Origin of the sequence: Mesorhizobium sp. WSM4887 (assembly GCF_029625865.1) — a bacterium.
Lineage (GTDB): Bacteria > Pseudomonadota > Alphaproteobacteria > Rhizobiales > Rhizobiaceae > Mesorhizobium.
In genome coordinates, this window is sequence record NZ_JARTVP010000010.1 from 39,510 (window position 1) to 61,106 (window position 21,597).

Annotated in this window: 33 protein-coding genes; 32 read left to right on the plus strand and 1 reads right to left on the minus strand. The window is 63.1% G+C overall.

Going from position 1 to position 21,597, the window contains the following annotated elements; genetic code table 11:
* Positions 1-16 precede the first annotated feature (16 nt).
* Entirely contained in the window at positions 17-298 is a 282-nt protein-coding gene (locus P9230_RS26095) for a transcriptional regulator (RefSeq protein WP_066989908.1), read from the minus strand.
* Between the two features lie 463 nt (positions 299-761).
* Here P9230_RS26095 and rpsL point away from each other — a divergent pair, with 463 nt between their 5' ends.
* The 32 genes from rpsL to P9230_RS26255 all read left to right on the plus strand — a co-directional run bounded on the left by rpsL (position 762) and on the right by P9230_RS26255 (position 21,582).
* Complete coding sequence (gene rpsL, locus P9230_RS26100) at positions 762-1,133, plus strand: 30S ribosomal protein S12 (protein WP_006202128.1); 372 nt, start codon at positions 762-764, stop codon at positions 1,131-1,133.
* A 62-nt stretch (positions 1,134-1,195) separates the two neighbouring features.
* Positions 1,196-1,666, plus strand: coding sequence for a 30S ribosomal protein S7 (rpsG, locus tag P9230_RS26105; protein ID WP_041003106.1), 471 nt, complete (start codon positions 1,196-1,198; stop codon positions 1,664-1,666).
* A 29-nt stretch (positions 1,667-1,695) separates the two neighbouring features.
* Positions 1,696-3,786: an elongation factor G gene (gene fusA, locus P9230_RS26110; protein WP_067321482.1), complete on the plus strand. Its 2,091-nt coding sequence runs from the start codon at positions 1,696-1,698 to the stop codon at positions 3,784-3,786.
* Positions 3,787-3,887: 101 nt separating this feature from the next.
* Positions 3,888-5,063 (plus strand): elongation factor Tu, encoded by a 1,176-nt coding sequence (tuf, locus tag P9230_RS26115; protein WP_066989565.1) that lies wholly within the window; start codon positions 3,888-3,890, stop codon positions 5,061-5,063.
* A 66-nt stretch (positions 5,064-5,129) separates the two neighbouring features.
* Positions 5,130-5,438 (plus strand): 30S ribosomal protein S10, encoded by a 309-nt coding sequence (gene rpsJ, locus P9230_RS26120; protein WP_006205468.1) that lies wholly within the window; start codon positions 5,130-5,132, stop codon positions 5,436-5,438.
* 94 nt (positions 5,439-5,532) lie between these two features.
* Positions 5,533-6,249, plus strand: coding sequence for a 50S ribosomal protein L3 (rplC, locus tag P9230_RS26125; protein WP_067321479.1), 717 nt, complete (start codon positions 5,533-5,535; stop codon positions 6,247-6,249).
* A complete protein-coding gene (gene rplD, locus P9230_RS26130) occupies positions 6,249-6,869 on the plus strand; it encodes a 50S ribosomal protein L4 (RefSeq protein WP_066989592.1) in 621 nt (206 codons plus the stop codon). Before rplC ends, rplD begins: the two co-directional genes overlap by 1 nt.
* A complete protein-coding gene (locus P9230_RS26135) occupies positions 6,866-7,159 on the plus strand; it encodes a 50S ribosomal protein L23 (RefSeq protein ID WP_040983033.1) in 294 nt (97 codons plus the stop codon). The genes rplD and P9230_RS26135 overlap by 4 nt, the downstream gene beginning before the upstream one ends.
* 22 nt (positions 7,160-7,181) lie before the next feature.
* Entirely contained in the window at positions 7,182-8,015 is an 834-nt protein-coding gene (gene rplB, locus P9230_RS26140) for a 50S ribosomal protein L2 (protein ID WP_040970375.1), read from the plus strand.
* A gap of 16 nt (positions 8,016-8,031) precedes the next feature.
* Positions 8,032-8,310 carry a 30S ribosomal protein S19 gene (gene rpsS / locus P9230_RS26145; protein WP_006205463.1) on the plus strand — a complete coding sequence of 93 codons (279 nt, stop codon included), beginning with the start codon at positions 8,032-8,034 and terminating at the stop codon, positions 8,308-8,310.
* A gap of 2 nt (positions 8,311-8,312) precedes the next feature.
* Entirely contained in the window at positions 8,313-8,702 is a 390-nt protein-coding gene (gene rplV, locus P9230_RS26150) for a 50S ribosomal protein L22 (RefSeq protein WP_066989594.1), read from the plus strand.
* Positions 8,702-9,424 carry a 30S ribosomal protein S3 gene (gene rpsC / locus P9230_RS26155; RefSeq protein ID WP_066989596.1) on the plus strand — a complete coding sequence of 241 codons (723 nt, stop codon included), beginning with the start codon at positions 8,702-8,704 and terminating at the stop codon, positions 9,422-9,424. The genes rplV and rpsC overlap by 1 nt, the downstream gene beginning before the upstream one ends.
* A 27-nt stretch (positions 9,425-9,451) precedes the next feature.
* On the plus strand, positions 9,452-9,865 hold the full coding sequence (gene rplP / locus P9230_RS26160) for a 50S ribosomal protein L16 (RefSeq protein WP_027170364.1): 414 nt from the start codon (positions 9,452-9,454) through the stop codon (positions 9,863-9,865).
* A gap of 12 nt (positions 9,866-9,877) precedes the next feature.
* Positions 9,878-10,078, plus strand: coding sequence for a 50S ribosomal protein L29 (gene rpmC / locus P9230_RS26165; protein ID WP_278121114.1), 201 nt, complete (start codon positions 9,878-9,880; stop codon positions 10,076-10,078).
* An 11-nt stretch (positions 10,079-10,089) separates the two neighbouring features.
* On the plus strand, positions 10,090-10,329 hold the full coding sequence (gene rpsQ / locus P9230_RS26170) for a 30S ribosomal protein S17 (protein WP_040970380.1): 240 nt from the start codon (positions 10,090-10,092) through the stop codon (positions 10,327-10,329).
* An 81-nt stretch (positions 10,330-10,410) separates the two neighbouring features.
* The gene (rplN, locus tag P9230_RS26175; protein ID WP_006205457.1) at positions 10,411-10,779 is read left to right on the plus strand and encodes a 50S ribosomal protein L14; all 369 of its coding nucleotides are present in this window, start codon (positions 10,411-10,413) and stop codon (positions 10,777-10,779) included.
* Positions 10,780-10,791: 12 nt separating this feature from the next.
* Positions 10,792-11,106 (plus strand): 50S ribosomal protein L24, encoded by a 315-nt coding sequence (gene rplX, locus P9230_RS26180; RefSeq protein WP_059188493.1) that lies wholly within the window; start codon positions 10,792-10,794, stop codon positions 11,104-11,106.
* Positions 11,099-11,677 (plus strand): 50S ribosomal protein L5, encoded by a 579-nt coding sequence (gene rplE, locus P9230_RS26185; protein WP_095777622.1) that lies wholly within the window; start codon positions 11,099-11,101, stop codon positions 11,675-11,677. Before rplX ends, rplE begins: the two co-directional genes overlap by 8 nt.
* A 26-nt stretch (positions 11,678-11,703) precedes the next feature.
* The gene (gene rpsN, locus P9230_RS26190; protein WP_059188495.1) at positions 11,704-12,009 is read left to right on the plus strand and encodes a 30S ribosomal protein S14; all 306 of its coding nucleotides are present in this window, start codon (positions 11,704-11,706) and stop codon (positions 12,007-12,009) included.
* A gap of 12 nt (positions 12,010-12,021) precedes the next feature.
* Entirely contained in the window at positions 12,022-12,420 is a 399-nt protein-coding gene (rpsH, locus tag P9230_RS26195; RefSeq protein ID WP_095800670.1) for a 30S ribosomal protein S8, read from the plus strand.
* Between the two features lie 113 nt (positions 12,421-12,533).
* The gene (gene rplF, locus P9230_RS26200) at positions 12,534-13,067 is read left to right on the plus strand and encodes a 50S ribosomal protein L6 (RefSeq protein ID WP_067321468.1); all 534 of its coding nucleotides are present in this window, start codon (positions 12,534-12,536) and stop codon (positions 13,065-13,067) included.
* 88 nt (positions 13,068-13,155) lie between these two features.
* On the plus strand, positions 13,156-13,518 hold the full coding sequence (gene rplR / locus P9230_RS26205) for a 50S ribosomal protein L18 (protein WP_066989604.1): 363 nt from the start codon (positions 13,156-13,158) through the stop codon (positions 13,516-13,518).
* A 128-nt stretch (positions 13,519-13,646) separates the two neighbouring features.
* Positions 13,647-14,216, plus strand: a complete 570-nt coding sequence (gene rpsE, locus P9230_RS26210; RefSeq protein ID WP_027046810.1) for a 30S ribosomal protein S5 — start codon at positions 13,647-13,649, stop codon at positions 14,214-14,216.
* A 25-nt stretch (positions 14,217-14,241) separates the two neighbouring features.
* Positions 14,242-14,439 carry a 50S ribosomal protein L30 gene (gene rpmD / locus P9230_RS26215; protein ID WP_278054552.1) on the plus strand — a complete coding sequence of 66 codons (198 nt, stop codon included), beginning with the start codon at positions 14,242-14,244 and terminating at the stop codon, positions 14,437-14,439.
* Positions 14,440-14,462: 23 nt separating this feature from the next.
* On the plus strand, positions 14,463-14,936 hold the full coding sequence (gene rplO / locus P9230_RS26220) for a 50S ribosomal protein L15 (RefSeq protein WP_067321465.1): 474 nt from the start codon (positions 14,463-14,465) through the stop codon (positions 14,934-14,936).
* A 278-nt stretch (positions 14,937-15,214) separates the two neighbouring features.
* Positions 15,215-16,555: a preprotein translocase subunit SecY gene (gene secY, locus P9230_RS26225; RefSeq protein WP_066989608.1), complete on the plus strand. Its 1,341-nt coding sequence runs from the start codon at positions 15,215-15,217 to the stop codon at positions 16,553-16,555.
* Positions 16,552-17,142 carry an adenylate kinase gene (locus P9230_RS26230; protein ID WP_095780445.1) on the plus strand — a complete coding sequence of 197 codons (591 nt, stop codon included), beginning with the start codon at positions 16,552-16,554 and terminating at the stop codon, positions 17,140-17,142. The genes secY and P9230_RS26230 overlap by 4 nt, the downstream gene beginning before the upstream one ends.
* 224 nt (positions 17,143-17,366) lie before the next feature.
* On the plus strand, positions 17,367-17,735 hold the full coding sequence (gene rpsM / locus P9230_RS26235) for a 30S ribosomal protein S13 (RefSeq protein ID WP_278054550.1): 369 nt from the start codon (positions 17,367-17,369) through the stop codon (positions 17,733-17,735).
* Positions 17,736-17,862: 127 nt separating this feature from the next.
* The gene (rpsK, locus tag P9230_RS26240) at positions 17,863-18,252 is read left to right on the plus strand and encodes a 30S ribosomal protein S11 (protein WP_006205444.1); all 390 of its coding nucleotides are present in this window, start codon (positions 17,863-17,865) and stop codon (positions 18,250-18,252) included.
* 99 nt (positions 18,253-18,351) lie between these two features.
* On the plus strand, positions 18,352-19,362 hold the full coding sequence (locus P9230_RS26245; RefSeq protein WP_059188661.1) for a DNA-directed RNA polymerase subunit alpha: 1,011 nt from the start codon (positions 18,352-18,354) through the stop codon (positions 19,360-19,362).
* 104 nt (positions 19,363-19,466) lie between these two features.
* Positions 19,467-19,898, plus strand: a complete 432-nt coding sequence (rplQ, locus tag P9230_RS26250; protein ID WP_066989613.1) for a 50S ribosomal protein L17 — start codon at positions 19,467-19,469, stop codon at positions 19,896-19,898.
* 190 nt (positions 19,899-20,088) lie between these two features.
* Positions 20,089-21,582 carry a DegQ family serine endoprotease gene (locus P9230_RS26255; protein ID WP_095825450.1) on the plus strand — a complete coding sequence of 498 codons (1,494 nt, stop codon included), beginning with the start codon at positions 20,089-20,091 and terminating at the stop codon, positions 21,580-21,582.
* Positions 21,583-21,597: the final 15 nt, after the last annotated feature.

The window sequence follows — 21,597 nt, forward strand, 5'->3', positions numbered from 1 at the left end:
CGATTCCCGTCCGGGATCAGCTCGGCTCGTCGAAGGTAACGATCGAGACTTCGCCCTCCAGCGCGCCCTGATAGGCGGACAGATGCGGCTCTTCGTCGGGGGTGCCTTCCATGTCGCCGATCTGGTCGAGCTCGGCTTCGGCGAATCCTTCGGCGGCGAGCGATTCGAGCGCGCGGCGGACGGCAGAATCATCGTCGGGCGCGACCAGCATCACATGCACGCCTTCCGGCTTGCCGCCTTTTCGCCGCCACACCCGGCCGGTGATGATGGTGACCGGGCGCTCCTCGTTGTCGTTCACGGGCTGATTCCTCCGGAAGCGTGGAGTCTTGCCATTCATGCCGCCTTATTTGCACGAAGCCGGCCGAGATGACAGGCGAAAGCGGGTCACTTTCTTCCTCGCTCTTGAAAAAAGACGCAAGAAAATTACATGCGTTTTCCGCATGGCTGCCAAGCTCCGGATCGGGCGCAATATTTGCCGTTCCGGGGTTGACGGATAGGGGGCTTGCGAGTAGAAGCCGCCACGTCAGAACCGATGTGAGACTTGCTTTTCCGAGGCGACGCGCCTTGGAGTTTGCCTCAAACAGGGTTCGTTTTACGAGCGAAAAGACATCTCCGGCGCGCATGAAGCGGCTTCCGCTTCCTCTGCAATTTGTTCGGGCAGGACCGCGAGGCGCGGTGTGTTGCCCGAATTCGCGTATGGACATGACGCTTTGAGCGGCCCTGACAGGGCAAGACACGGAATTGAGAGACAAGAGGGTTTAATGCCTACCGTCAACCAGCTGATCCGCAAGCCGCGCCTGGCGCCGGTGAAGCGCAACAAGGTCCCGGCCATGCAGCAGAACCCGCAGAAGCGGGGCGTCTGCACGCGCGTCTACACCACGACGCCGAAGAAGCCGAACTCGGCGCTGCGCAAGGTGGCCAAGATCCGTCTGACCAATGGTTTCGAAGTGATCGGCTACATCCCGGGCGAAGGCCATAACCTTCAGGAGCACTCGGTGGTCATGATCCGTGGCGGCCGCGTCAAGGATCTGCCGGGCGTCCGCTATCACATCATCCGCGGCGTGCTCGACACCCAGGGTGTGAAGAACCGCAAGCAGCGCCGTTCGAAATACGGTGCCAAGCGTCCGAAGTAAGGGTTTCCGGCTTCGGCGCTTTTTTTGACTGCGCCGTGCCACGAGATTGAGAGACAAGAGCCATGTCCCGTCGTCACAGTGCAGAAAAGCGTGAGATCAATCCGGACCCCAAGTTCGGCGATCTGGTCGTCACCAAGTTCATGAACGCCGTCATGTATGACGGCAAGAAGTCGGTTGCCGAGACCATCGTCTACGGCGCGCTGGACCAGGTCCAGGCCAAGACCAAGCAGGAGCCGGTCGCTGTCTTCCACCAGGCGCTCGACAATGTCGCGCCGCATGTGGAAGTGCGTTCGCGTCGCGTCGGCGGCGCCACCTACCAGGTTCCGGTGGACGTGCGCCCCGAGCGCCGCCAGGCGCTCGCCATCCGCTGGCTGATCGCCGCCGCACGCAACCGCAACGAGACCACGATGGTCGACCGCCTCTCGGGCGAGCTGATGGACGCGGCCAACAACCGCGGCACGGCCGTCAAGAAGCGTGAAGACACCCACAAGATGGCGGAAGCCAACCGCGCCTTCGCGCACTACCGCTGGTAAAGCGCGAACGAGACTGAGAGGCACCTCCCATGGCCCGCGAATACAAAATCGAAGACTACCGCAATTTCGGTATCATGGCGCATATCGACGCCGGCAAGACGACGACGACCGAGCGCGTCCTGTACTACACGGGCAAGTCGCACAAGATCGGCGAAGTCCATGACGGCGCTGCCACCATGGACTGGATGGAGCAGGAGCAGGAACGCGGCATCACCATCACCTCGGCCGCGACCACGACCTTCTGGAAGGGTCGCGACGGCAAGATGCGCCGCTTCAACATCATCGACACTCCCGGACACGTCGACTTCACCATCGAGGTCGAGCGCTCGCTGCGCGTGCTCGACGGCGCCATCGCGCTGCTCGATGCCAACGCAGGCGTCGAGCCGCAGACTGAGACCGTGTGGCGCCAGGCCGACAAGTACCACGTGCCGCGCATGATCTTCTGCAACAAGATGGACAAGATCGGCGCCGACTTCTACCGCTCGGTGGAAATGATCGGCTCGCGCCTCGGCGCGCAGGCCGTCGTCATGCAGCTGCCGATCGGCGCCGAGACCGAGTTCAAGGGCGTCGTCGACCTCGTCGAAATGAATGCGCTTGTCTGGCGCGACGAGACGCTGGGCGCTGCCTGGGACGTCGTCGAGATCCCGGCCGACCTCAAGGACAAGGCCGCTCAGTATCGCGAGAAGATGATCGAGGCCGCCGTCGAGATGGACGAGACTGCGCTCGAGAATTACCTCGAAGGCAACATGCCGTCGAACGACGAGATCCGTGCGCTGATCCGCAAGGGCACCATCGCGGTCAAGTTCTTCCCGATGTTCTGCGGCTCGGCCTTCAAGAACAAGGGCGTGCAGCCGCTGCTGGACGCCGTTGTCGAATACCTGCCGTCGCCGATTGACGTGCCGGCCATCAAGGGTGTCGACGCCAAGACCGACGCCGAGATCGAGCGTCATGCCGACGACAACGAGCCGCTGTCGATGCTGGCGTTCAAGATCATGAACGACCCGTTCGTCGGCTCGCTGACCTTCGCTCGCATCTATTCGGGCAAGCTCACCAAGGGCACCTCGCTCGACAACACCGTGAAGGGCAAGAAGGAGCGCATCGGCCGCATGCTGCAGATGCATGCGAATTCGCGCGCCGATATCGAGGAAGCCTATGCCGGCGACATCGTCGCGCTGGCCGGCCTCAAGGACACGACGACCGGCGACACGCTCTGCGATCCGCTGCATCCGGTCATCCTCGAGCGCATGGAATTCCCCGATCCGGTGATCCAGATCGCCATCGAGCCGAAGACCAAGAACGATCAGGAAAAGATGGGCCTCGCGCTGCATCGCCTGGCGGCCGAGGATCCGTCCTTCCGCGTCAAGACCGACGAGGAAAGCGGTCAGACCATCATCGCCGGCATGGGCGAGCTGCATCTCGACATCATCGTTGACCGCATGCGCCGCGAGTTCAAGGTGGAAGCCAATGTCGGCGCTCCGCAGGTGGCCTATCGCGAGACGATCACCCGGACCCACGAGCAGGACTACACGCACAAGAAGCAGACGGGCGGCACCGGCCAGTTCGCTCGCGTCAAGATCGTGTTCGAGCCGAACACCGAGAGCGAAGAGTTCTTGTTCGAGTCCAAGATCGTCGGCGGTGCGGTGCCGAAGGAATACATCCCCGGCGTCGAGAAGGGCATCCAGAGCGTCATGGGTTCCGGCCCGTTTGCCGGCTTCCCGATGATCGGCGTCAAGGCGACGCTGATCGACGGTGCCTTCCACGACGTCGACTCCTCGGTGCTGGCTTTCGAAATTGCCTCCCGCGCCTGCTTCAAGGAAGCCGCACCCCGGCTTGGTGTGCAGCTCCTGGAGCCGATCATGAAGGTCGAGGTCGTGACGCCGGAAGACTATGTCGGCGGCGTTATCGGTGACCTCAACGGCCGTCGCGGCCAAATCCAGGGCCAGGAAGCGCGTGGCGTGGCAGTCGTCATCAACGCGATGGTGCCTTTGGCCAACATGTTCAAGTACGTCGACAATCTGCGTTCGATGTCGCAGGGCCGCGCCCAGTACACGATGCAGTTCGACCACTATGAGCCGGTCCCTACGGCGGTGGCCCAGGAAGTCCAGAAAAAGTACGCGTGAGAATGCCTGTGCCACCGGAACCGCGGCTCTTACGCGTTTCCGGTTCGGCTGGAGCGAATATCAATTTCCCCGAGCGGGATGAGTAAAGACGGAGAAATACAGTGGCAAAAGGTAAATTCGAGCGCACCAAGCCGCATGTGAACATTGGCACGATCGGCCACGTCGATCATGGCAAGACGTCGCTGACGGCGGCGATCACGAAGTATTTTGGCGAATACAAGCGCTATGACCAGATCGACGCGGCGCCGGAAGAGAAGGCGCGCGGCATCACCATCTCGACGGCGCATGTCGAGTACGAGACGGCCAACCGTCACTACGCCCATGTCGACTGCCCCGGCCATGCCGACTATGTGAAGAACATGATCACCGGCGCCGCGCAGATGGACGGCGCGATCCTGGTGGTTTCGGCCGCCGACGGCCCGATGCCGCAGACCCGCGAGCACATCCTTTTGGCCCGCCAGGTCGGCGTGCCCTCGATCGTGGTGTTCCTGAACAAGGTCGACCAGGTCGACGACGCCGAGCTTCTGGAACTGGTCGAGCTCGAGGTTCGCGAGCTGCTGACCAAGAACGAGTTCCCCGGCGACGACATTCCGATCGTCAAGGGTTCGGCTCTGGCCGCGCTGGAAGATTCGAACAAGACCATCGGCGAGGACGCCATCCGCGAGCTGATGGCGCAGGTCGACGCCTACATCCCGACGCCGGTCCGTCCGCTGGACAAGCCGTTCCTGATGCCGATCGAGGACGTGTTCTCGATCTCGGGCCGCGGCACGGTCGTGACCGGCCGCGTCGAGCGCGGCGTGGTCAAGGTCGGCGAGGAATTGGAGATCGTCGGCATCCGTCCGACGGCCAAGACCACCTGCACGGGCGTCGAGATGTTCCGCAAGCTGCTCGACCAGGGCCAGGCCGGCGACAACATCGGCGCGCTGTTGCGCGGCATCGACCGCGAGGGTGTCGAGCGCGGCCAGGTTCTGGCCAAGCCGGGTTCGGTGAAGCCGCACAAGAAGTTCGTGGCCGAAGCCTACATCCTGACCAAGGACGAGGGCGGCCGTCACACGCCGTTCTTCACCAACTACCGGCCGCAGTTCTACTTCCGCACCACCGACGTGACCGGCATCGTGACGCTGCCGGCCGGCACCGAGATGGTGATGCCCGGCGACAACATCACCGTCGACGTCGAGCTGATCGTGCCGATCGCGATGGAAGAGAAGCTGCGCTTCGCCATCCGTGAAGGCGGCCGCACCGTCGGTGCCGGCATCGTCGTCACCATCAAAGAATAATTGGACGAAACGGATCTGTCGCGGGCGCGGGGCTGCCCGCGCCGCGCCAGAACAAGGAATTGACGCATGAACGGACAGAATATCCGCATCCGCCTTAAGGCGTTTGACCACCGGGTGCTCGACGCCTCGACGCGCGAAATCGTGTCGACCGCCAAGCGCACCGGCGCCAACGTCCGCGGCCCCATTCCGCTGCCGACGCGGATCGAAAAGTTCACGGTCAACCGGTCGCCTCACGTCGACAAGAAGAGCCGCGAGCAGTTCGAGATGCGCACCCACAAGCGGCTGCTCGACATCGTCGATCCGACCCCGCAGACGGTCGATGCTCTGATGAAGCTCGACCTGGCCGCCGGTGTCGACGTCGAGATCAAGCTCTAAGGAACAAGAGGGCGGGGCGACCCGGAACTCTGAAGGAAGTAAGAGGCGTGGAGGGGCGTCAGCCCCGACAGGGAACTCTAAAGGAATTGAACCGATGCGTTCAGGTGTGATTGCAAAGAAGGTGGGAATGACCCGCATCTATAACGATGCCGGGGAACACGTTCCCGTCACCGTTCTCCAGATGGAGAACTGCCAGGTCGTGGCGCAGCGCACGCAGGAGAAGAACGGCTACACCGCCGTCCAGCTCGGCGTTGGCCTTGCCAAGGTGAAGAACACGTCGAAGGCGATGCGCGGCCATTTCGCTGCCGCCTCCGTCGAGCCAAAGGCGAAGCTCGCCGAGTTCCGCGTCTCCGCCGACAACATGATCGACGTCGGCGCCGAGCTCACCGTCGAGCACTTCGTCGCCGGCCAGAAGGTCGACGTGACGGGCACCTCGACCGGCAAGGGTTTCCAGGGCGTGATCAAGCGGCACAACATGGGTGGCGGCCGCGCCACGCACGGTAACTCGGTCTCGCACCGCACGCACGGCTCGACCGGTCAGCGCCAGGACCCCGGCAAGGTGTTCAAGGGCAAGAAGATGGCCGGCCACATGGGCGACGTCCGCGTCACCACCCAGAATGTCGAGGTCGTCTCGACCGATGCCGACCGCGGCCTGATCCTGATCCGCGGCGCCGTCCCGGGAGTGAAGGGCGCCTGGATCCTGGTCCGTGACGCGGCCAAGGTTGCGCTGCCGGCCAACGCGCCGAAGCCAGCCGCGATCCGTGCCGCTGCCGCCAAGAACGATGCCCCGGCCAATGAGGGAGCGGAATAATGGACCTCAAGATCACAACCCTCGGCGGCAAGGACGCTGGCAAGGTAAAGCTCTCCGAGGAGATCTTCGGCCTTGACCCGCGTGAGGACATCCTGCAGCGCGTGGTGCGCTGGCAGCTGGCCAAGAAGCAGCAGGGCACGCACAAGGCCAAGGGCCGCGCCGAGATCGCGCGCACCGGCGCCAAGATGTACAAGCAGAAGGGTACGGGCCGCGCCCGTCACCATTCGGCTCGCGCTCCGCAGTTCCGCGGCGGTGGCAAGGCGCACGGCCCGGTCGTGCGCAGCCATGAGCACGAGCTGCCGAAGAAGGTGCGCGCGCTGGGCTTGAAGCACGCTCTCTCGGCCAAGGCCAAGAGCGCTTCGCTGATCATCGTTGACGAGCTGAAGCTCGCCGAAGCCAAGACCAAGGCGCTGGTGGCGAGCCTCGAGACGCTCGGGCTCACCAATGCCCTGGTGATTGGCGGCGCCGAGCTTGACCAGAACTTCAAGCTGGCGGCGACCAATATTCCCAACATCGACGTGCTGCCGATCCAGGGCATCAACGTCTACGACATTCTGCGCCGCGGCACGCTGGTCCTTTCGAAGGCCGCCGTCGAGGCTCTCGAGGAGCGCTTCAAATGACCGACCTCCGTCACTACGACGTGATCGTCTCGCCGGCGATCACCGAAAAGTCGACCATGGCTTCCGAGCAGAACCAGGTCGTCTTCAATGTCGCCAAGAAGGCGTCGAAGCCGGAAATCAAGGCTGCCGTGGAAGCTCTCTTCGGCGTCAAGGTTACGGCCGTGAACACGCTCGTCCGCAAGGGCAAGATCAAGCGCTTCCGCGGCACGGTTGGCCGCCAGGGCGACGTCAAGAAGGCGGTTGTGACGCTGGCCGACGGCCAGTCGATCGACGTCGCGACGGGTCTCTGAGCAAGGCCGCGAGGACAGGACAATGGCACTCAAGAAATTCAACCCGGTAACGCCGAGCACCCGTCAGCTGGTCATCGTCGACCGCTCGGGCCTCTACAAGGGCAAGCCCGTCAAGGGCCTGACCGAAGGCCTGACCAAGTCGGGCGGCCGCAATAATTACGGCCGCATCACGGCCCGCTTCATCGGCGGCGGTCACAAGCGTTCGTACCGCATCATCGACTTCAAGCGTAAGAAGTACGACGTCGTCGGCACGGTCGAGCGCATCGAATACGATCCGAACCGCACCGCCTTCATCGCGCTGATCAAGTATGACGACGGCGAGCTGTCCTACATCCTGGCGCCGCAGCGTCTGGCTGCCGGCGACAAGATCGTGGCCGGCGAAGCGGTCGACGTGAAGCCGGGCAACGCGATGCCGCTGGCCTCGATGCCGGTCGGCACGATCGTCCACAATATTGAGCTGAAGCCGGGCAAGGGCGGCCAGGTCGCCCGTTCGGCCGGCGGCTACGCCCAGCTCGTCGGCCGCGACCAGGGCATGGCGATCCTGCGCCTCAACTCGGGCGAGCAGCGCGTCGTGCACGGCTCGTGCATGGCCACCGTCGGCGCCGTGTCGAACCCCGATCACGGCAACATCAACGACGGCAAGGCCGGCCGCACGGTGTGGCGTGGCAAGCGCCCGCACAATCGCGGCGTGGCCATGAACCCGGTCGATCATCCGCACGGTGGTGGCGAAGGCCGCACCTCGGGTGGCCGTCACCCGGTTTCGCCCTGGGGCAAGCCGACCAAGGGCAAGAAGACGCGGTCCAACAAGGCGACCGACAAGTTCATCGTGCGCTCGCGCCATCAGCGCAAGAGCTAAGAAGAGGTAACGCCAAGTGACTCGTTCGATTTGGAAAGGCCCCTTCATCGACGGCTACCTTCTCAAGAAGGTGGACAAGGTTCGTGAAGGCGGTCGCAATGAGGTGATCAAGATGTGGAGCCGTCGCTCCACCATCCTGCCGCAGTTCGTCGGCTTCACCTTCGGTGTCTACAACGGCCAGAAGCACGTTCCCGTCTCCGTGAACGAGGACATGGTCGGCCACAAGTTCGGTGAATTCGCTCCGACCCGGACCTACTACGGTCATGGCGCGGATAAGAAGGCGAAGAGGAAATAATCATGGGCAAGGCCAAAGCTCCGCGCAGGCTTGCTGACAACGAGGCGCGCGCCGTTCTGCGCACCATCCGTATCAGCCCGCAGAAGCTGAACCTGGTTGCCGCGCTGATCCGCGGCAAGAAGGTCGCGACAGCGCTTTCCGACCTCGAATTCTCGGCCAAGCGGATTTCCGGCACGGTCAAGAAGACCCTGGAGTCGGCGATCGCCAACGCGGAAAACAACCACGACCTCGATGTCGACGCACTGATCGTATCGGAAGCCTATGTCGGCAAGTCGATCGTCATGAAGCGTTTCCACGCGCGTGGCCGTGGTCGCGCCAGCCGTATCGAAAAGCCGTTCTCGCACCTCACGATCGTCGTTCGTGAAGTCGAGGAAAAAGGGGAGGCCGCATAATGGGCCAGAAAGTCAATCCGATCGGGCTGCGTCTCGGCATCAACCGCACCTGGGATTCGCGCTGGTTCGCGAACACCGGCGAATACGGTCAGCTGCTGCATGAAGACATCAAGATCCGTAAGTATCTTGAGAAGGAACTCAAGCAGGCCGCGATCTCCAAGGTCGTGATCGAGCGTCCGCACAAGAAGTGCCGCGTCACCATCCATGCCGCGCGTCCGGGCCTGATCATCGGCAAGAAGGGCGCCGACATCGAGAAGCTCCGCAGGAAGCTGATGGAGATGACGAAGTCCGAGACGCACCTCAACATCGTTGAAGTGCGCAAGCCGGAAATCGACGCCACGCTGATCGCCCAGTCGATCGCCCAGCAGCTCGAGCGCCGCATCGCGTTCCGTCGCGCCATGAAGCGCGCCGTTCAGTCGGCCATGCGTCTTGGTGCCGAAGGCATCCGCATCAACTGCTCCGGCCGTCTCGGCGGCGCCGAAATCGCGCGCATGGAGTGGTACCGCGAAGGCCGCGTGCCGCTGCATACGCTGCGCGCCGATGTCGACTACGGCACGGCCGAGGCGAACACGGCGTATGGCATCTGCGGCGTCAAGGTGTGGGTGTTCAAGGGCGAGATCCTCGAGCACGACCCGATGGCGTCGGAGCGTCGCGCCACGGAAGGCGATCACGGCGGTCAGACCGGCGAGCGTGAGCGCGGTCGCCGTCGCGAGAACGCCTGAGAAATTTGAGAATTTGGAGTTAGAACGATGCTGCAGCCAAAGCGCACAAAGTTCCGCAAGCAGTTCAAGGGCCGTATCCACGGTACCGCCAAGGGCGGCACCAATCTGGATTTCGGCGGTTTCGGGCTGAAGGCGCTTGAGCCGAACCGCGTCACCGCGCGCGAGATCGAGGCGGCCCGCCGCGCGATCACCCGCGAGATGAAGCGCGCCGGCCGCGTCTGGATCCGGGTGTTCCCGGATCTGCCGGTCACCTCGAAGCCGACCGAAGTGCGCATGGGTAAGGGCAAGGGCGCCGTCGACTACTGGGCGGCGCGCGTCAAGCCTGGCCGCATCATGTTCGAGATCGACGGCGTCAGCGAAGAAACCGCGCGTGAGGCGCTGCGTCTCGGCGCCGCCAAGCTCTCGGTCAAGACGCGCTTCGTGCAGCGCATCGCAGAATAAGGACAGGCGATCATGAAAGCCGAAGATATCCGGACCAAGACCCAGGATCAGCTGGCCGACGACCTGGCCGCCCTCAAGAAGGAGCAGTTCAACCTGCGCTTCCAGAAGGCCACCGGCCAGCTCGAGAAGACCGCACGCGTGAAGCAGGTCCGCAGGGACATCGCGCGCATCAAGACCATCGCCGCGGAAGAAGCCGCGGCCAAGAAGGCTTAAGGACGAGAACCATGCCAAAGCGCATCCTGCAGGGCACCGTGGTCAGCGACAAGAACGAGAAGACGGTCGTCGTCAAGGTCGAGCGGCGCTTCACGCATCCCGTGATGAAGAAGACCGTGCGCCTGACCAAGAAGTACAAGGCGCATGACGAGAACAACGCCCACAAGGTCGGCGACCAGGTGTTCATCCAGGAATCGAAGCCGATCTCCAAGGACAAACGCTGGGTCGTCATCACCGCGGATCAGGCTTGATCCGGGCGAACGAAACGAATTTTGGACAGACCGGGGAGGGGTGAAAGCCCGTCCCGTTAGAAAAGAAGAAGGCGGCCAGTCATGATTCAGATGCAAACAAACCTCGACGTCGCGGATAATTCCGGCGCCCGTCGTGTCATGTGCATCAAGGTGCTGGGCGGTTCGAAGCGGAAGTATGCCTCCGTCGGCGACATCATCGTGGTGTCGATCAAGGAAGCCATCCCGCGCGGCCGCGTTAAGAAGGGCGACGTGATGAAGGCGGTCGTGGTTCGCACGGCCAAGGACATCCGCCGTCCGGACGGCAGCGTGATCCGTTTCGACAAGAACGCGGCCGTTCTCGTCGACAACAAGAAAGAGCCGATCGGCACACGTATCTTCGGGCCGGTTCCGCGCGAGCTTCGCGCCAAGAACCACATGAAGATCATCTCGCTCGCGCCTGAAGTGCTGTAAGGAGCCGGACCCATGCAAAAGATCAGAAAAGGCGACAAGGTCGTCGTGCTTGCCGGCAAGGACAAGGGCCGTTCGGGCGAAGTCCTGTCGGTGCAGCCGAAGGAAGACACCGCGCTGGTCCGCGGCGTGAACCTCATTCGCCGTCACCAGAAGCAGACCCAGTCCCAAGAGGGCGGGATCATCACCAAGGAAGCGCCGATCCACCTGTCGAACATCGCGCTGGCCGACCCCAAGGACGGCAAGCCGACCCGCGTCGGCTTCGCCATCCAGAAGGACGGCAAGAAGGTGCGCGTCGCCAAGCGTTCGGGAGAAGTCATCAATGGCTAAAGCTGAAACCAAGCAGGCAGCTGCCAAGAACGAGCCGCGCCTCAAGAAGGTCTATCAGGAGACCATCCGCAAGGCGCTGCAGGAGCAGTTCGGCTATGACAACGAGATGCAGGTTCCGCGCATCGACAAGATCGTGCTGAACATGGGTGTCGGCGAAGCGACCGGCGATTCCAAGAAGCCCTCGGTCGCGGCCGAGGACCTCGCGCTGATCGCCGGCCAGAAGGCTGTCGTCACCCGCGCCCGCAATTCGATCGCGGGCTTCAAGGTGCGCGAGAACATGCCGATCGGCGCCAAGGTCACGCTGCGCAAGGAACGCATGTACGAGTTCCTCGACCGCCTCGTGAACATCGCGCTGCCGCGCGTTCGCGACTTTCGCGGACTGAACCCGAAGAGCTTTGACGGCCGTGGCAACTACGCCATGGGCATCAAGGAGCACATCGTGTTCCCGGAGATCAACTACGACAAGGTTGATCAGGTCTGGGGCATGGACGTCATCGTTTGTACGACGGCGAAGACGGATGACGAGGCCAGGGCGCTGCTCAAGGCCTTCAACTTCCCCTTCCGCCAGTAACGGCAGCGAAAAAGGAAAAATCTGAAATGGCAAAGACCAGCTCAGTCGAGAAGAACAACCGGCGCCGCAAGCTTGCCGGTCAGTACGCCGCCAAGCGCAAGGCGCTCAAGGACATCGTCATGGACCAGTCCAAGCCGATGGAAGAGCGTTTCCGCGCCCAGTTGAAGCTTTCGGCGCTGCCGCGCAACTCGGCCAAGATCCGCATCCGCAACCGCTGCGAAGTGACGGGGCGTCCTCGCGCCTACTATCGCAAGCTCAAGCTTTCGCGTATCGCGCTTCGCGATCTGGGCAACAACGGCCAGATCCCGGGCCTGGTCAAGTCGAGCTGGTAAGGAGACACTGAGATGTCATTGAGCGATCCTCTCGGCGATATGCTGACCCGCATCCGCAACGCCTATGGCCGCAAGAAGTCGACCGTCTCGACTCCGGCCTCGCGTCTGCGCGCCCGCGTCCTCGAAGTGCTGAAGTCGGAAGGCTATATCCGCGACTACAGCCAGACCGACTTCGAGAACGGCAAGTCGGAAATCGAGATCGAGCTGAAGTATTTCGACGGCGCTCCGGTCGTGCGCGAAATCGAGCGCGTCTCGAAGCCCGGCCGCCGCGTCTATGTCTCGGCCAAGTCGATCCCGCATGTCGCCAACGGCCTCGGCATCGCCATCCTTTCGACGCCGAAGGGCGTCATGGCCGATCACGAAGCGCGCGAGCAGAATGTCGGCGGCGAGATCCTCTGTCAGATTTTCTAAGGGTGAATGGTCAATGGTGAATAGTGAATGGTGAGGCTGCACGGGACTTTGACCGCGCCGTTCGCCATTCCACCATTCACCATTCACAGCAGTAAAGGAAAGAGGAGACAACAATGTCTCGTATCGGAAAGAAACCCGTTTCGCTGCCGCAGGGCGTCTCCGCGACCGTCAACGGCCAGACCGTGACGGCGAAGGGCCCCAAGGGCGAGCTGAAGTTCGTGGTCAACGACGAAGTGCTGGTCAAGATGGAAGGCGCCGAGATTTCGGTCGAGCCGCGCGACCAGACCAAGACCGCCCGCGCCAAGTGGGGCATGTCGCGCACGCAGATCGTCAACATCCTGCAGGGCGTCAAGGACGGCTTCGAGAAGAAGCTCGAGATCACCGGCGTCGGCTATCGCGCCGCCATGCAGGGCAAGAACCTGCAGCTGGCGCTCGGCTTCAGCCACGACGTGGTCTATGAGACGCCGCAGGGCATCACGATCTCCGTGCCGAAGCCGACCGAAATCACGGTCTCCGGCATCGACAAGCAGCAGGTCGGCCAGGTCGCGGCCGAGATCCGCGAGTATCGCGGTCCCGAACCCTACAAGGGCAAGGGCGTGCGCTATGCCGACGAGCGGATTGTCCGCAAGGAAGGCAAGAAGAAGTAAGACTTTTGATCGCCGCGGGGCGCGACCGCGGGAGGCTTGGCCTACCGCACACGGTTGCCCCCGTTTTCTGAAGGCAAGGAACAGAATCATGGCTAGCCCCAAAGAAACCACCCAGCGCCGCGCGCAGCGCGTGCGCCGCCAGCTCAAGAAGGTCGCCGGCGAGCGGCCGCGGCTTTCGGTGCATCGCACCTCGAAGCACATCTACGTCCAGGTCATCGACGACGCCAAGGGCCACACGCTGGCCGCCGCCTCGACCCTGGAGAAGGAGCTGAAGGGCTCGCTCAAGACCGGCGCCGACAGCGCCGCTGCTGCCGCGGTCGGCAAGCTGATCGCCGAGCGCGCGTCGAAGGCCGGCGTCAAGGAAGTCGTCTTCGATCGTGGCCCGTACATCTATCACGGCCGCGTCAAGGCGCTGGCCGAGGCTGCCCGCGAAGGCGGTCTGAGCTTCTAATGCATGATCCCGAAAAGTTGCAGACTTTTCGGACAGGATCATGCAAAGGAGAAATTCACCGCCGGTGGGCCGCTAGAGGCGCCGGCAAACAGCAACCCGTGCTTCCGGAAAAGAACAAGGACTAGGATATGGCACAGGAACGTAGGGAAGGCGGCCGCGGCCGCGAGCGTGAACGCGAAGAGCGGGACGACGGCATGGTGGACAAGCTTGTCCACATCAACCGCGTCGCCAAGGTGGTGAAGGGCGGCCGTCGCTTCGGCTTTGCCGCACTTGTCGTCGTCGGCGACCAGAAGGGCCGCGTCGGCTTCGGCCACGGCAAGGCGCGCGAAGTGCCGGAGGCGATCCGCAAGGCGACCGAATCGGCCAAGCGCGACATGATCTTCGTGCCGCTGCGTTCGGGCCGCACGCTGCATCACGACGTCGAGGGCCGCTGGGGCGCCGGACGCGTTCTGCTGCGCGCCGCCAAGCAGGGTACCGGCATCATCGCTGGCGGCCCGATGCGCGCCGTCTTCGAGACACTCGGCATGCACGACGTGGTCGCCAAGTCGATGGGTTCGTCGAACCCATACAACATGGTTCGCGCCACCTTCGACGCGCTGAAGAGCCAGATGCATCCGAAGGATGTGGCCGCTGCTCGCGGCATCAAGTACTCGACCCTTCAGGCCCGCCGCGGCACCGCCGTCGCGGCCGAAGAATAGTCGACGCTGACCAGGGATTTCGACCATGGCCAAGAAAGCTACCAAGACCATCACCGTCGAGCAGATCGGTTCGCCGATCCGCCGGCCGAAGGAGCAGCGCGCGACGCTGGTCGGCCTCGGCCTCAACAAGATGCACAAGCGGCGTACGCTGGAAGACACCCCTTCGGTGCGCGGCATGATCGCCGCCATCCAGCACCTCGTCCGCGTTGTGGACGAGGCCTGAACGGAAGCGCGGGAGACAGAAACATGAAACTCAACGATCTGCGTGACAAGGACGGCGCCACGCACTCCAGGAAGCGCCTCGGTCGCGGCATCGGCTCCGGCTCTGGCAAGACCGCCGGTCGCGGCGTTAAGGGCCAGAAGGCACGCTCGGGCGTTGCCATCAACGGCTTCGAGGGCGGCCAGATGCCGCTTTACCGGCGCCTGCCGAAGCGCGGCTTCAACAACCTGTTCGCCAAGAGCTTCACCGTCGTGTCGCTTGCTCGCATCCAGGCTGCCGTCGATGCCAAGAAGCTCGACGCGAAGGAGACCGTGACGGCTGAGACCCTGATCACTGCCGGCGTCATCCGCCGCGCCAAGGACGGCGTGCGCGTGCTCTCCGACGGCGAGCTCAAGGCCAAGCTCAGCTTCGACGTCGCCGGCGCCTCCAAAGCTGCGATCGAGAAGATCGAGAAGGCCGGCGGTTCGGTGAAGCTGCCGGAAGCGGCCGCCGCCGAGTAACGGCGATTTGAAGCGCGGCCGGCGGGTATGATTTCATTTTTGCCGCCCGTCCGCGCTTTGACCTGATCAATTAGGCGGCCGCGTCAACGCGGCCGCTTGCATGTTGACGGTCCGGAGCTTATCTCGTGAGCTTCGGTGACACGCGCCGCCTGAGCTGCGGGCATCGAGCGCGACATAGAAATCAATGAAGTAGAGCATAATCAATGAAGTAGAGGATGATGTCTTCCGAAAACCGCTTCACACTTTTCGGCATCATGCTCTAGCGGAGAAAATCAGGCATGGCTTCGGCTGCTGAACAACTAGCCTCCAATCTGAATTTTGCGGCCTTCGCCAAGGCCGAGGATCTGAAGAAGCGCATCTGGTTCACCGTCGGCGCGCTGCTCGTCTACCGCCTCGGCACCTACATCCCGCTTCCCGGCATCAATCCCGACGCTTTCGCGCAGGCCTTCTCCTCGCAGAGCAAGGGCGTGCTCGGCATGTTCAACATGTTTGCGGGCGGCGCCGTGCAGCGCATGGCGATCTTCGCGCTCGGCATCATGCCCTACATCTCCGCTTCCATCATCATGCAGCTGATGACCTCGGTCATCCCGTCGCTGGAAGCGCTGAAGAAGGAAGGCGAGCAGGGCCGCAAGATCATCAACCAGTACACGCGCTACGGCACCGTGCTGCTGGCCTTGGTGCAGGCCTACGGCATTTCGGTCGGGCTGGAGGGCGGCAACGGTATCGTCACCGATCCCGGCATGTTCTTCCGCATCTCGACCGTCGTCACGCTTGTCGGCGGGACCATGTTCCTGATGTGGCTCGGCGAGCAGATCACCGCGCGCGGCATCGGCAACGGCATTTCGCTGATCATCTTCTCGGGCATCGTCGCCGGTCTGCCGCACGCCATTTCAGGCACGCTGGAACTCGGCCGCACCGGTGCGCTGTCCACGAGCCTGATTCTCGCGATCATCGTGCTCGCCGTCGTCGTCATCGGCGTCATCGTCTTCTTCGAGCGCGCCCAGCGCCGCCTGCTCATCCAGTATCCGAAGCGGCAGGTCGGCAACCGCATGTTCCAAGGCGACACCTCGCATTTGCCGCTGAAGCTCAACACCTCGGGCGTCATCCCGCCGATCTTCGCCTCCTCGCTGCTGCTTCTCCCGGCAACGGTTGCCGGCTTCTCGCAGACCACCAACCTGCCTGCCTGGGCGAGCACAGTCCTGGCGGCGCTGGGCCACGGCCAGCCGCTCTATATGGCGTTCTATGCGGCGATGATCATTTTCTTCGCCTTCTTCTATACGGCAATCGTCTTCAACCCGAAGGACACGGCCGACCAGCTCAAGAAGCATTCCGGCTTCATCCCGGGCTATCGTCCGGGCGAGCGCACCGCCGAATATATCGACTATGTTTTGACGCGTATCACCGTCATCGGCGCCATCTACCTGGTGCTGGTGTGTCTGCTGCCTGAGTTCCTGATTTCAGCGACTGGCGTACCTTTCTATCTCGGTGGCACATCGCTTCTGATCGTGGTCAGTGTCACGCTCGACACGGTGGCGCAGATTCAGGGTCACCTGATCGCGCACCAGTATGAGGGCCTGATCAAGAAGTCGAAGTTGCGCGGGGGTAAGAGGAGCAGATGAGGCTGATATTGCTTGGGCCGCCAGGAGCGGGCAAGGGGACGCAAGCACAGAGACTGGTAGAAAAACACGGCATACCCCAGCTTTCGACGGGAGACATGCTGCGTGCCGCCGTCCAGGCCGGAACCGAAGTCGGCAAGCGGGCCAAGGCGGTTATGGATGCCGGCGAGCTGGTATCGGACGCGATCGTCAATGCGATCGTTGCCGAGCGGATCGACCAGCCCGACTGCGCCAGGGGCTTCATCCTCGACGGTTATCCGCGCACGCTGGTGCAGGCCGATGCCGTCGAAGCCATGCTCGCCGAGCGCAACATCGCGCTCGACAGCGTCATCGAGCTCGTCGTCGACGACAAGGCGCTGGTCGGGCGCATCGTCAAGCGGGCCGAGGATGCCAAGGCGGCCGGCCAGCCGGTGCGCAAGGACGACAACCCGGCGGTGTTCGAGGAGCGCCTGCGAGAATATTACAAGAAGACGGCGCCGCTGACCGGCTACTACTATGCCAAAGGCAGGCTGAAGAGCGTCGACGGCATGGCCAGCATCGACGCGGTGACCGCGGAGATCGAGAAGGTGCTCACGGCGGCGGTGAGCTAGGCCGCTCCGACAAGCAAAGATTGCGCTTGACTGGAAGAAGCCATTGGGGTATGGCGGCCCGTCTTCCTATCAGGCATGGACTTTGCTTGCCCGCAAAGGGCAGGGCATCCGTTTTGAACCAGGAAACTCCCGCAAGGGCCGGCCTCCACCGGACGCGGGGCAACTTAGATAGCGCCGGGCCTGCCTTTTTGAAGGATGGCCGGCCCAAATGGAGATGAAAGAACATGGCTCGTATAGCCGGCGTCAACATTCCGACCAACAAGCGCGTCGTCATTGCGCTTCAGTACATTCACGGCATCGGCAAGAGGTTTGCCCAGGAGATCGTCGACAAGGTCGGCATCCCGGCGGACCGCCGCGTCAACCAGCTGACCGACGCGGAAGTGCTGCAGATCCGCGAGACGATCGACCGCGACTACCAGGTCGAAGGCGACCTGCGCCGCGAGGTTTCGATGAACATCAAGCGGCTGATGGACCTCGGCTGCTACCGCGGCCTGCGTCACCGCCGCTCGCTGCCGGTCCGCGGCCAGCGCACGCATACCAATGCGCGCACCCGCAAGGGCCCGGCCAAGGCGATCGCCGGCAAGAAGAAGTAATTGGTGAATGGTTGGTGGTGAATGGTGAATGGCGCTTTGACCATTCACCATTTCACTATTCACCATTCACTGCAAAGGTGGAGCCGCTGGCGTTACGGCGGTGTAGAGATCAACTGAAAGGACTACCATGGCCAAGGAAGCCGCTCGTGTTCGCCGTCGCGAACGCAAGAACATCTCGTCGGGCGTTGCCCACGTCAATTCGACCTTCAACAACACGATGATCACCATCACCGACGCGCAGGGCAATTCGATCGCCTGGTCGTCCGCCGGCGCCCAGGGCTTCAAGGGTTCGCGCAAGTCGACCCCGTTCGCCGCCCAGATGGCCGCCGAGGACGTCGCCAAGAAGGCCCAGGAACACGGCATGCGCATGCTCGAGGTCGAGGTCTGCGGACCCGGCTCCGGCCGTGAATCGGCGCTGCGCGCCCTGCAGGCGGCCGGCTTCACCATCACCTCGATTCGCGATGTGACGCCGATCCCGCACAATGGCTGCCGTCCGCGCAAGAAGCGCCGCGTCTAATATTTTTGAACGCCGCGTGAGCGCCAAGGCGCTCCTCCGCGGCAATTCCAGGCTGCCCGCCACGATTGGATGGTGGCGGGTCAAAGGAAGGAAGACACCATGATCCAGAAAAACTGGCAGGAACTGATCAAGCCGAACAAGATCGAGTTCTCGTCGAAGAAGAAGACGCTGACCACGCTCGTGGCCGAGCCGCTCGAGCGCGGCTTCGGCCTCACGCTCGGCAACGCGCTGCGGCGCGTGCTTCTGTCTTCGCTGCGCGGCGCGGCCGTCACCGCCGTGCAGATCGACGGCGTGCTGCATGAGTTCTCGTCCATCGCCGGCGTGCGCGAGGACGTGACCGACATCGTGCTCAACATCAAGGAAATCGCCATCCGCATGGAAGGCGATGGTCCCAAGCGCATGGTCGTGCGCAAGCAGGGCCCGGGCGCCGTGCTTGCCGGTGACATCCAGACCGTCGGCGACGTCGAGATCCTCAACCCCGACCACGTGATCTGCACGCTGGACGAGGGCGCCGAGATCCGCATGGAATTCACCGTCGACACCGGCAAGGGTTATGTGCCGGCTGAGCGCAACCGCGCCGAGGACGCGCCGATCGGCTTGATCCCGGTCGACAGCCTCTACTCGCCGGTCAAGAAGGTCTCCTACAAGGTCGAGAACACCCGCGAAGGCCAGGTTCTCGACTATGACAAGCTGACCATGACCATCGAGACCGACGGTTCGATCTCGGGCGAGGACGCCGTGGCTTTCGCGGCCCGCATCCTGCAGGACCAGCTCAGCCTGTTCGTCAACTTCGACGAGCCGCAGAAGGAAGTCGCCACCGAGGCCGTCACCGAGCTGGCCTTCAACCCGGCGCTGCTCAAGAAGGTCGACGAGCTCGAGCTTTCGGTGCGTTCGGCCAACTGCCTGAAGAACGACAACATCGTCTATATCGGCGACCTGATCCAGAAGACCGAAGCCGAGATGCTGCGCACTCCGAATTTCGGCCGCAAGTCGCTGAACGAGATCAAGGAAGTGCTGGCGGCGATGGGTCTGCACCTCGGCATGGAAGTGCCGGACTGGCCGCCGGAAAACATCGAAGACCTCGCCAAGCGTTACGAGGATCAGTATTGAGCATGAATTCCAAGGATCGGCGGCGCGAGCCGCTCGATCCGACGGTCATGCGGAAAACCATCAGAGGCCGTGGCCTCTTGAACAACTAAAGAAGGAAAAGAGCTATGCGCCACGGTTTCAAAGGCCGTCGCTTCGCCCGCAGCGTAAGCCACCGCAAGTCGATGTTCGCCAACCTCGCCGTGTCGCTGATCGAGCACGAGCAGATCGTCACCACCCTGCCGAAGGCGAAGGACCTGCGTCCGATCGTCGAGAAGCTGGTGACGCTCGGCAAACGCGGCGACCTGCACGCCCGCCGCCAGGTGATCGCGCAGATCGGCAATGAAGGCGTCGTCAAGCGCCTGTTCGAAACCATCGCACCGCGCTACGCCAGCCGCAACGGCGGCTACCTGCGCATCATGAAGGCGGGCTTCCGCCACGGCGACAATGCCGCCATGGCGGTCATCGAGTTCGTCGACCGCGACACCTCGGCCAAGGGCGCCGCCGACCGCGCGCGTCTCGAGGCCGAAGGCGGCGAAGAGGAAGCCGCGGCCGCATAAGGCCAGGTTTTCAGCGAATGAATTCAAGGGGCCTTCGGGGCCCCTTTTTCGTTCTGAAACCAGCGAGCAGGGCGAGCGGATTTTCGTTCTCGTTCTCACTCTTTTGCGCGACAAGCATCGTATTTCCGTGCATTAGCCTTTCATTCTGCACAATCGTCGGGACAATGGCGCCTGATCTGGAGGATTCGGAATGCACCTCAAACGGCTGTTTCTTATTGCGGTTTGCACGCTTGCCGCTTTCGCCGCGGCTCCTAGCGTCAGACAGGCATTCGCAGAAGATGCCGCCAAGCCGGCCGACCCTGGCCTTTCCGACGTGCTGACCGATCTCTTGCATGGCGTCGAGGGCGAGAACTCCACTTCCGGGCCCGACAAGCGCGTGCCGTTCGGCCGCGAGGAGGTGCAGCTTTCGTTTGCGCCGCTAGTCAAGCAGACGGCGCCGGCCGTGGTCAACGTCTATGCCTCGCAGACCGCAAAGGTGACCTCGCCGTTCGAGGGCGATCCCTTCTTCGAGGAGTTCTTCGGCCGCGCGCAGCCGCGCGCGCAGTCTTCGCTCGGTTCCGGCGTGCTGGTCGATCCGAGCGGCGTGATCGTCACCAACTACCATGTCATCAAGGATGCCGACGAGGTGAAGGTCGCGACGGCCGACGGGCGCGAGTTCACATCCAAGGTGATGCTGAAGGACGAGACACTGGATCTTGCCGTGCTCAAAATCTCCGCCGACAAGCCGTTCCCGGTGATCGCCATCGGCGATTCCGACGCGCTCGAGGTCGGCGACCTGGTGCTCGCCATCGGCAATCCCTTCGGCGTCGGCCAGACGACCACCAGCGGCATCGTTTCGGCGCTTGCCCGCAGCCATATCGGCGTTTCCGACTCCGGCTATTTCATCCAGACCGATGCCGCCATCAATCCCGGCAATTCCGGCGGCGCGCTGATCAACATGGGCGGCCAGCTGGTCGGCATCAACACGGCTATCTATAGCCGCAGCGGCGGCTCGATCGGTATCGGTTTCGCCATTCCGTCGAACATGGTCAGGGCTTTCGCCGACGCCGCCAAGGCCGGCCTGGATTTCTTCGAGCGGCCCTATATCGGCGCCGAGTTTGAAGCCGTGACACCCCAGATCGCGGAATCGCTTGGCATGGAAAAGCCGACCGGCGCGCTGGTCTCGTCGGTCGATGGGGCCGGACCGGCCGGCAAGGCGGGGCTCAAGCCCGGCGACGTCGTGCTGTCGCTCAACAACACCCCGGTCGAAAGCATCGAGGCGCTGGATTACCGCATGGCGACGCTGTCGATCGGCACCAAGGCGACCTTCGCCGTGCTGAGCAAGGGCCAGCAGGCAACGCTTGAGATTGCGCTGGAGCGCGCGCCCGAAGGCGCGAAGCCGAGCGAGGTCACGCTGCATGGCCGCAGCCCCTTCGCCGGGGCCAAGGTGGCAGAGCTTTCGCCGCGCCTTGCCCAGCGTCTCGGGCTGCGCACCGACATGAAGGGGGTCACCGTGGTCGACATCAACCGCGATTCACCGGCCGCCGATTTCGGCTTCCAACCGGGCGACATCGTGCGCGAAGTGAACGGCACGAGCATCGATAAGGCGGCGACGCTGGCACAGATTGCGCAGCAGGACACGCGGTGGTGGCGGTTTACCGTCGAGCGCGGTGGGCAGATACTGCGCCAAGTGTTGCGTTACTGAGCAGGCTCTGGAAAA

Bases quoted from the DNA above. Each gene is read 5' to 3' on its own strand.
- rplQ (WP_066989613.1), top strand. From the start codon at position 19,467: ATGCGCCACGGTTTCAAAGGCCGTCGCTTCGCCCGCAGCGTAAGCCAC.
- rpsE (WP_027046810.1), top strand. From the start codon at position 13,647: ATGGCACAGGAACGTAGGGAAGGCGGCCGCGGCCGCGAGCGTGAACGC.
- rplC (WP_067321479.1), top strand. From the start codon at position 5,533: ATGCGTTCAGGTGTGATTGCAAAGAAGGTGGGAATGACCCGCATCTAT.
- fusA (WP_067321482.1), top strand. From the start codon at position 1,696: ATGGCCCGCGAATACAAAATCGAAGACTACCGCAATTTCGGTATCATG.
- rplE (WP_095777622.1), top strand. From the start codon at position 11,099: ATGGCTAAAGCTGAAACCAAGCAGGCAGCTGCCAAGAACGAGCCGCGC.
- rplP (WP_027170364.1), top strand. From the start codon at position 9,452: ATGCTGCAGCCAAAGCGCACAAAGTTCCGCAAGCAGTTCAAGGGCCGT.
- P9230_RS26230 (WP_095780445.1), top strand. From the start codon at position 16,552: ATGAGGCTGATATTGCTTGGGCCGCCAGGAGCGGGCAAGGGGACGCAA.
- rplV (WP_066989594.1), top strand. From the start codon at position 8,313: ATGGGCAAGGCCAAAGCTCCGCGCAGGCTTGCTGACAACGAGGCGCGC.
- secY (WP_066989608.1), top strand. From the start codon at position 15,215: ATGGCTTCGGCTGCTGAACAACTAGCCTCCAATCTGAATTTTGCGGCC.
- rplR (WP_066989604.1), top strand. From the start codon at position 13,156: ATGGCTAGCCCCAAAGAAACCACCCAGCGCCGCGCGCAGCGCGTGCGC.
- P9230_RS26245 (WP_059188661.1), top strand. From the start codon at position 18,352: ATGATCCAGAAAAACTGGCAGGAACTGATCAAGCCGAACAAGATCGAG.
- P9230_RS26135 (WP_040983033.1), top strand. From the start codon at position 6,866: ATGACCGACCTCCGTCACTACGACGTGATCGTCTCGCCGGCGATCACC.
- rpsL (WP_006202128.1), top strand. From the start codon at position 762: ATGCCTACCGTCAACCAGCTGATCCGCAAGCCGCGCCTGGCGCCGGTG.
- rpsJ (WP_006205468.1), top strand. From the start codon at position 5,130: ATGAACGGACAGAATATCCGCATCCGCCTTAAGGCGTTTGACCACCGG.
- rpmD (WP_278054552.1), top strand. From the start codon at position 14,242: ATGGCCAAGAAAGCTACCAAGACCATCACCGTCGAGCAGATCGGTTCG.
- rplD (WP_066989592.1), top strand. From the start codon at position 6,249: ATGGACCTCAAGATCACAACCCTCGGCGGCAAGGACGCTGGCAAGGTA.
- rplF (WP_067321468.1), top strand. From the start codon at position 12,534: ATGTCTCGTATCGGAAAGAAACCCGTTTCGCTGCCGCAGGGCGTCTCC.
- rpsM (WP_278054550.1), top strand. From the start codon at position 17,367: ATGGCTCGTATAGCCGGCGTCAACATTCCGACCAACAAGCGCGTCGTC.
- rplN (WP_006205457.1), top strand. From the start codon at position 10,411: ATGATTCAGATGCAAACAAACCTCGACGTCGCGGATAATTCCGGCGCC.
- P9230_RS26255 (WP_095825450.1), top strand. From the start codon at position 20,089: ATGCACCTCAAACGGCTGTTTCTTATTGCGGTTTGCACGCTTGCCGCT.
- rpsH (WP_095800670.1), top strand. From the start codon at position 12,022: ATGTCATTGAGCGATCCTCTCGGCGATATGCTGACCCGCATCCGCAAC.
- rplX (WP_059188493.1), top strand. From the start codon at position 10,792: ATGCAAAAGATCAGAAAAGGCGACAAGGTCGTCGTGCTTGCCGGCAAG.
- rpsN (WP_059188495.1), top strand. From the start codon at position 11,704: ATGGCAAAGACCAGCTCAGTCGAGAAGAACAACCGGCGCCGCAAGCTT.
- rpsC (WP_066989596.1), top strand. From the start codon at position 8,702: ATGGGCCAGAAAGTCAATCCGATCGGGCTGCGTCTCGGCATCAACCGC.
- rpsG (WP_041003106.1), top strand. From the start codon at position 1,196: ATGTCCCGTCGTCACAGTGCAGAAAAGCGTGAGATCAATCCGGACCCC.
- rpsK (WP_006205444.1), top strand. From the start codon at position 17,863: ATGGCCAAGGAAGCCGCTCGTGTTCGCCGTCGCGAACGCAAGAACATC.
- rplB (WP_040970375.1), top strand. From the start codon at position 7,182: ATGGCACTCAAGAAATTCAACCCGGTAACGCCGAGCACCCGTCAGCTG.
- rpsQ (WP_040970380.1), top strand. From the start codon at position 10,090: ATGCCAAAGCGCATCCTGCAGGGCACCGTGGTCAGCGACAAGAACGAG.
- rpmC (WP_278121114.1), top strand. From the start codon at position 9,878: ATGAAAGCCGAAGATATCCGGACCAAGACCCAGGATCAGCTGGCCGAC.
- rplO (WP_067321465.1), top strand. From the start codon at position 14,463: ATGAAACTCAACGATCTGCGTGACAAGGACGGCGCCACGCACTCCAGG.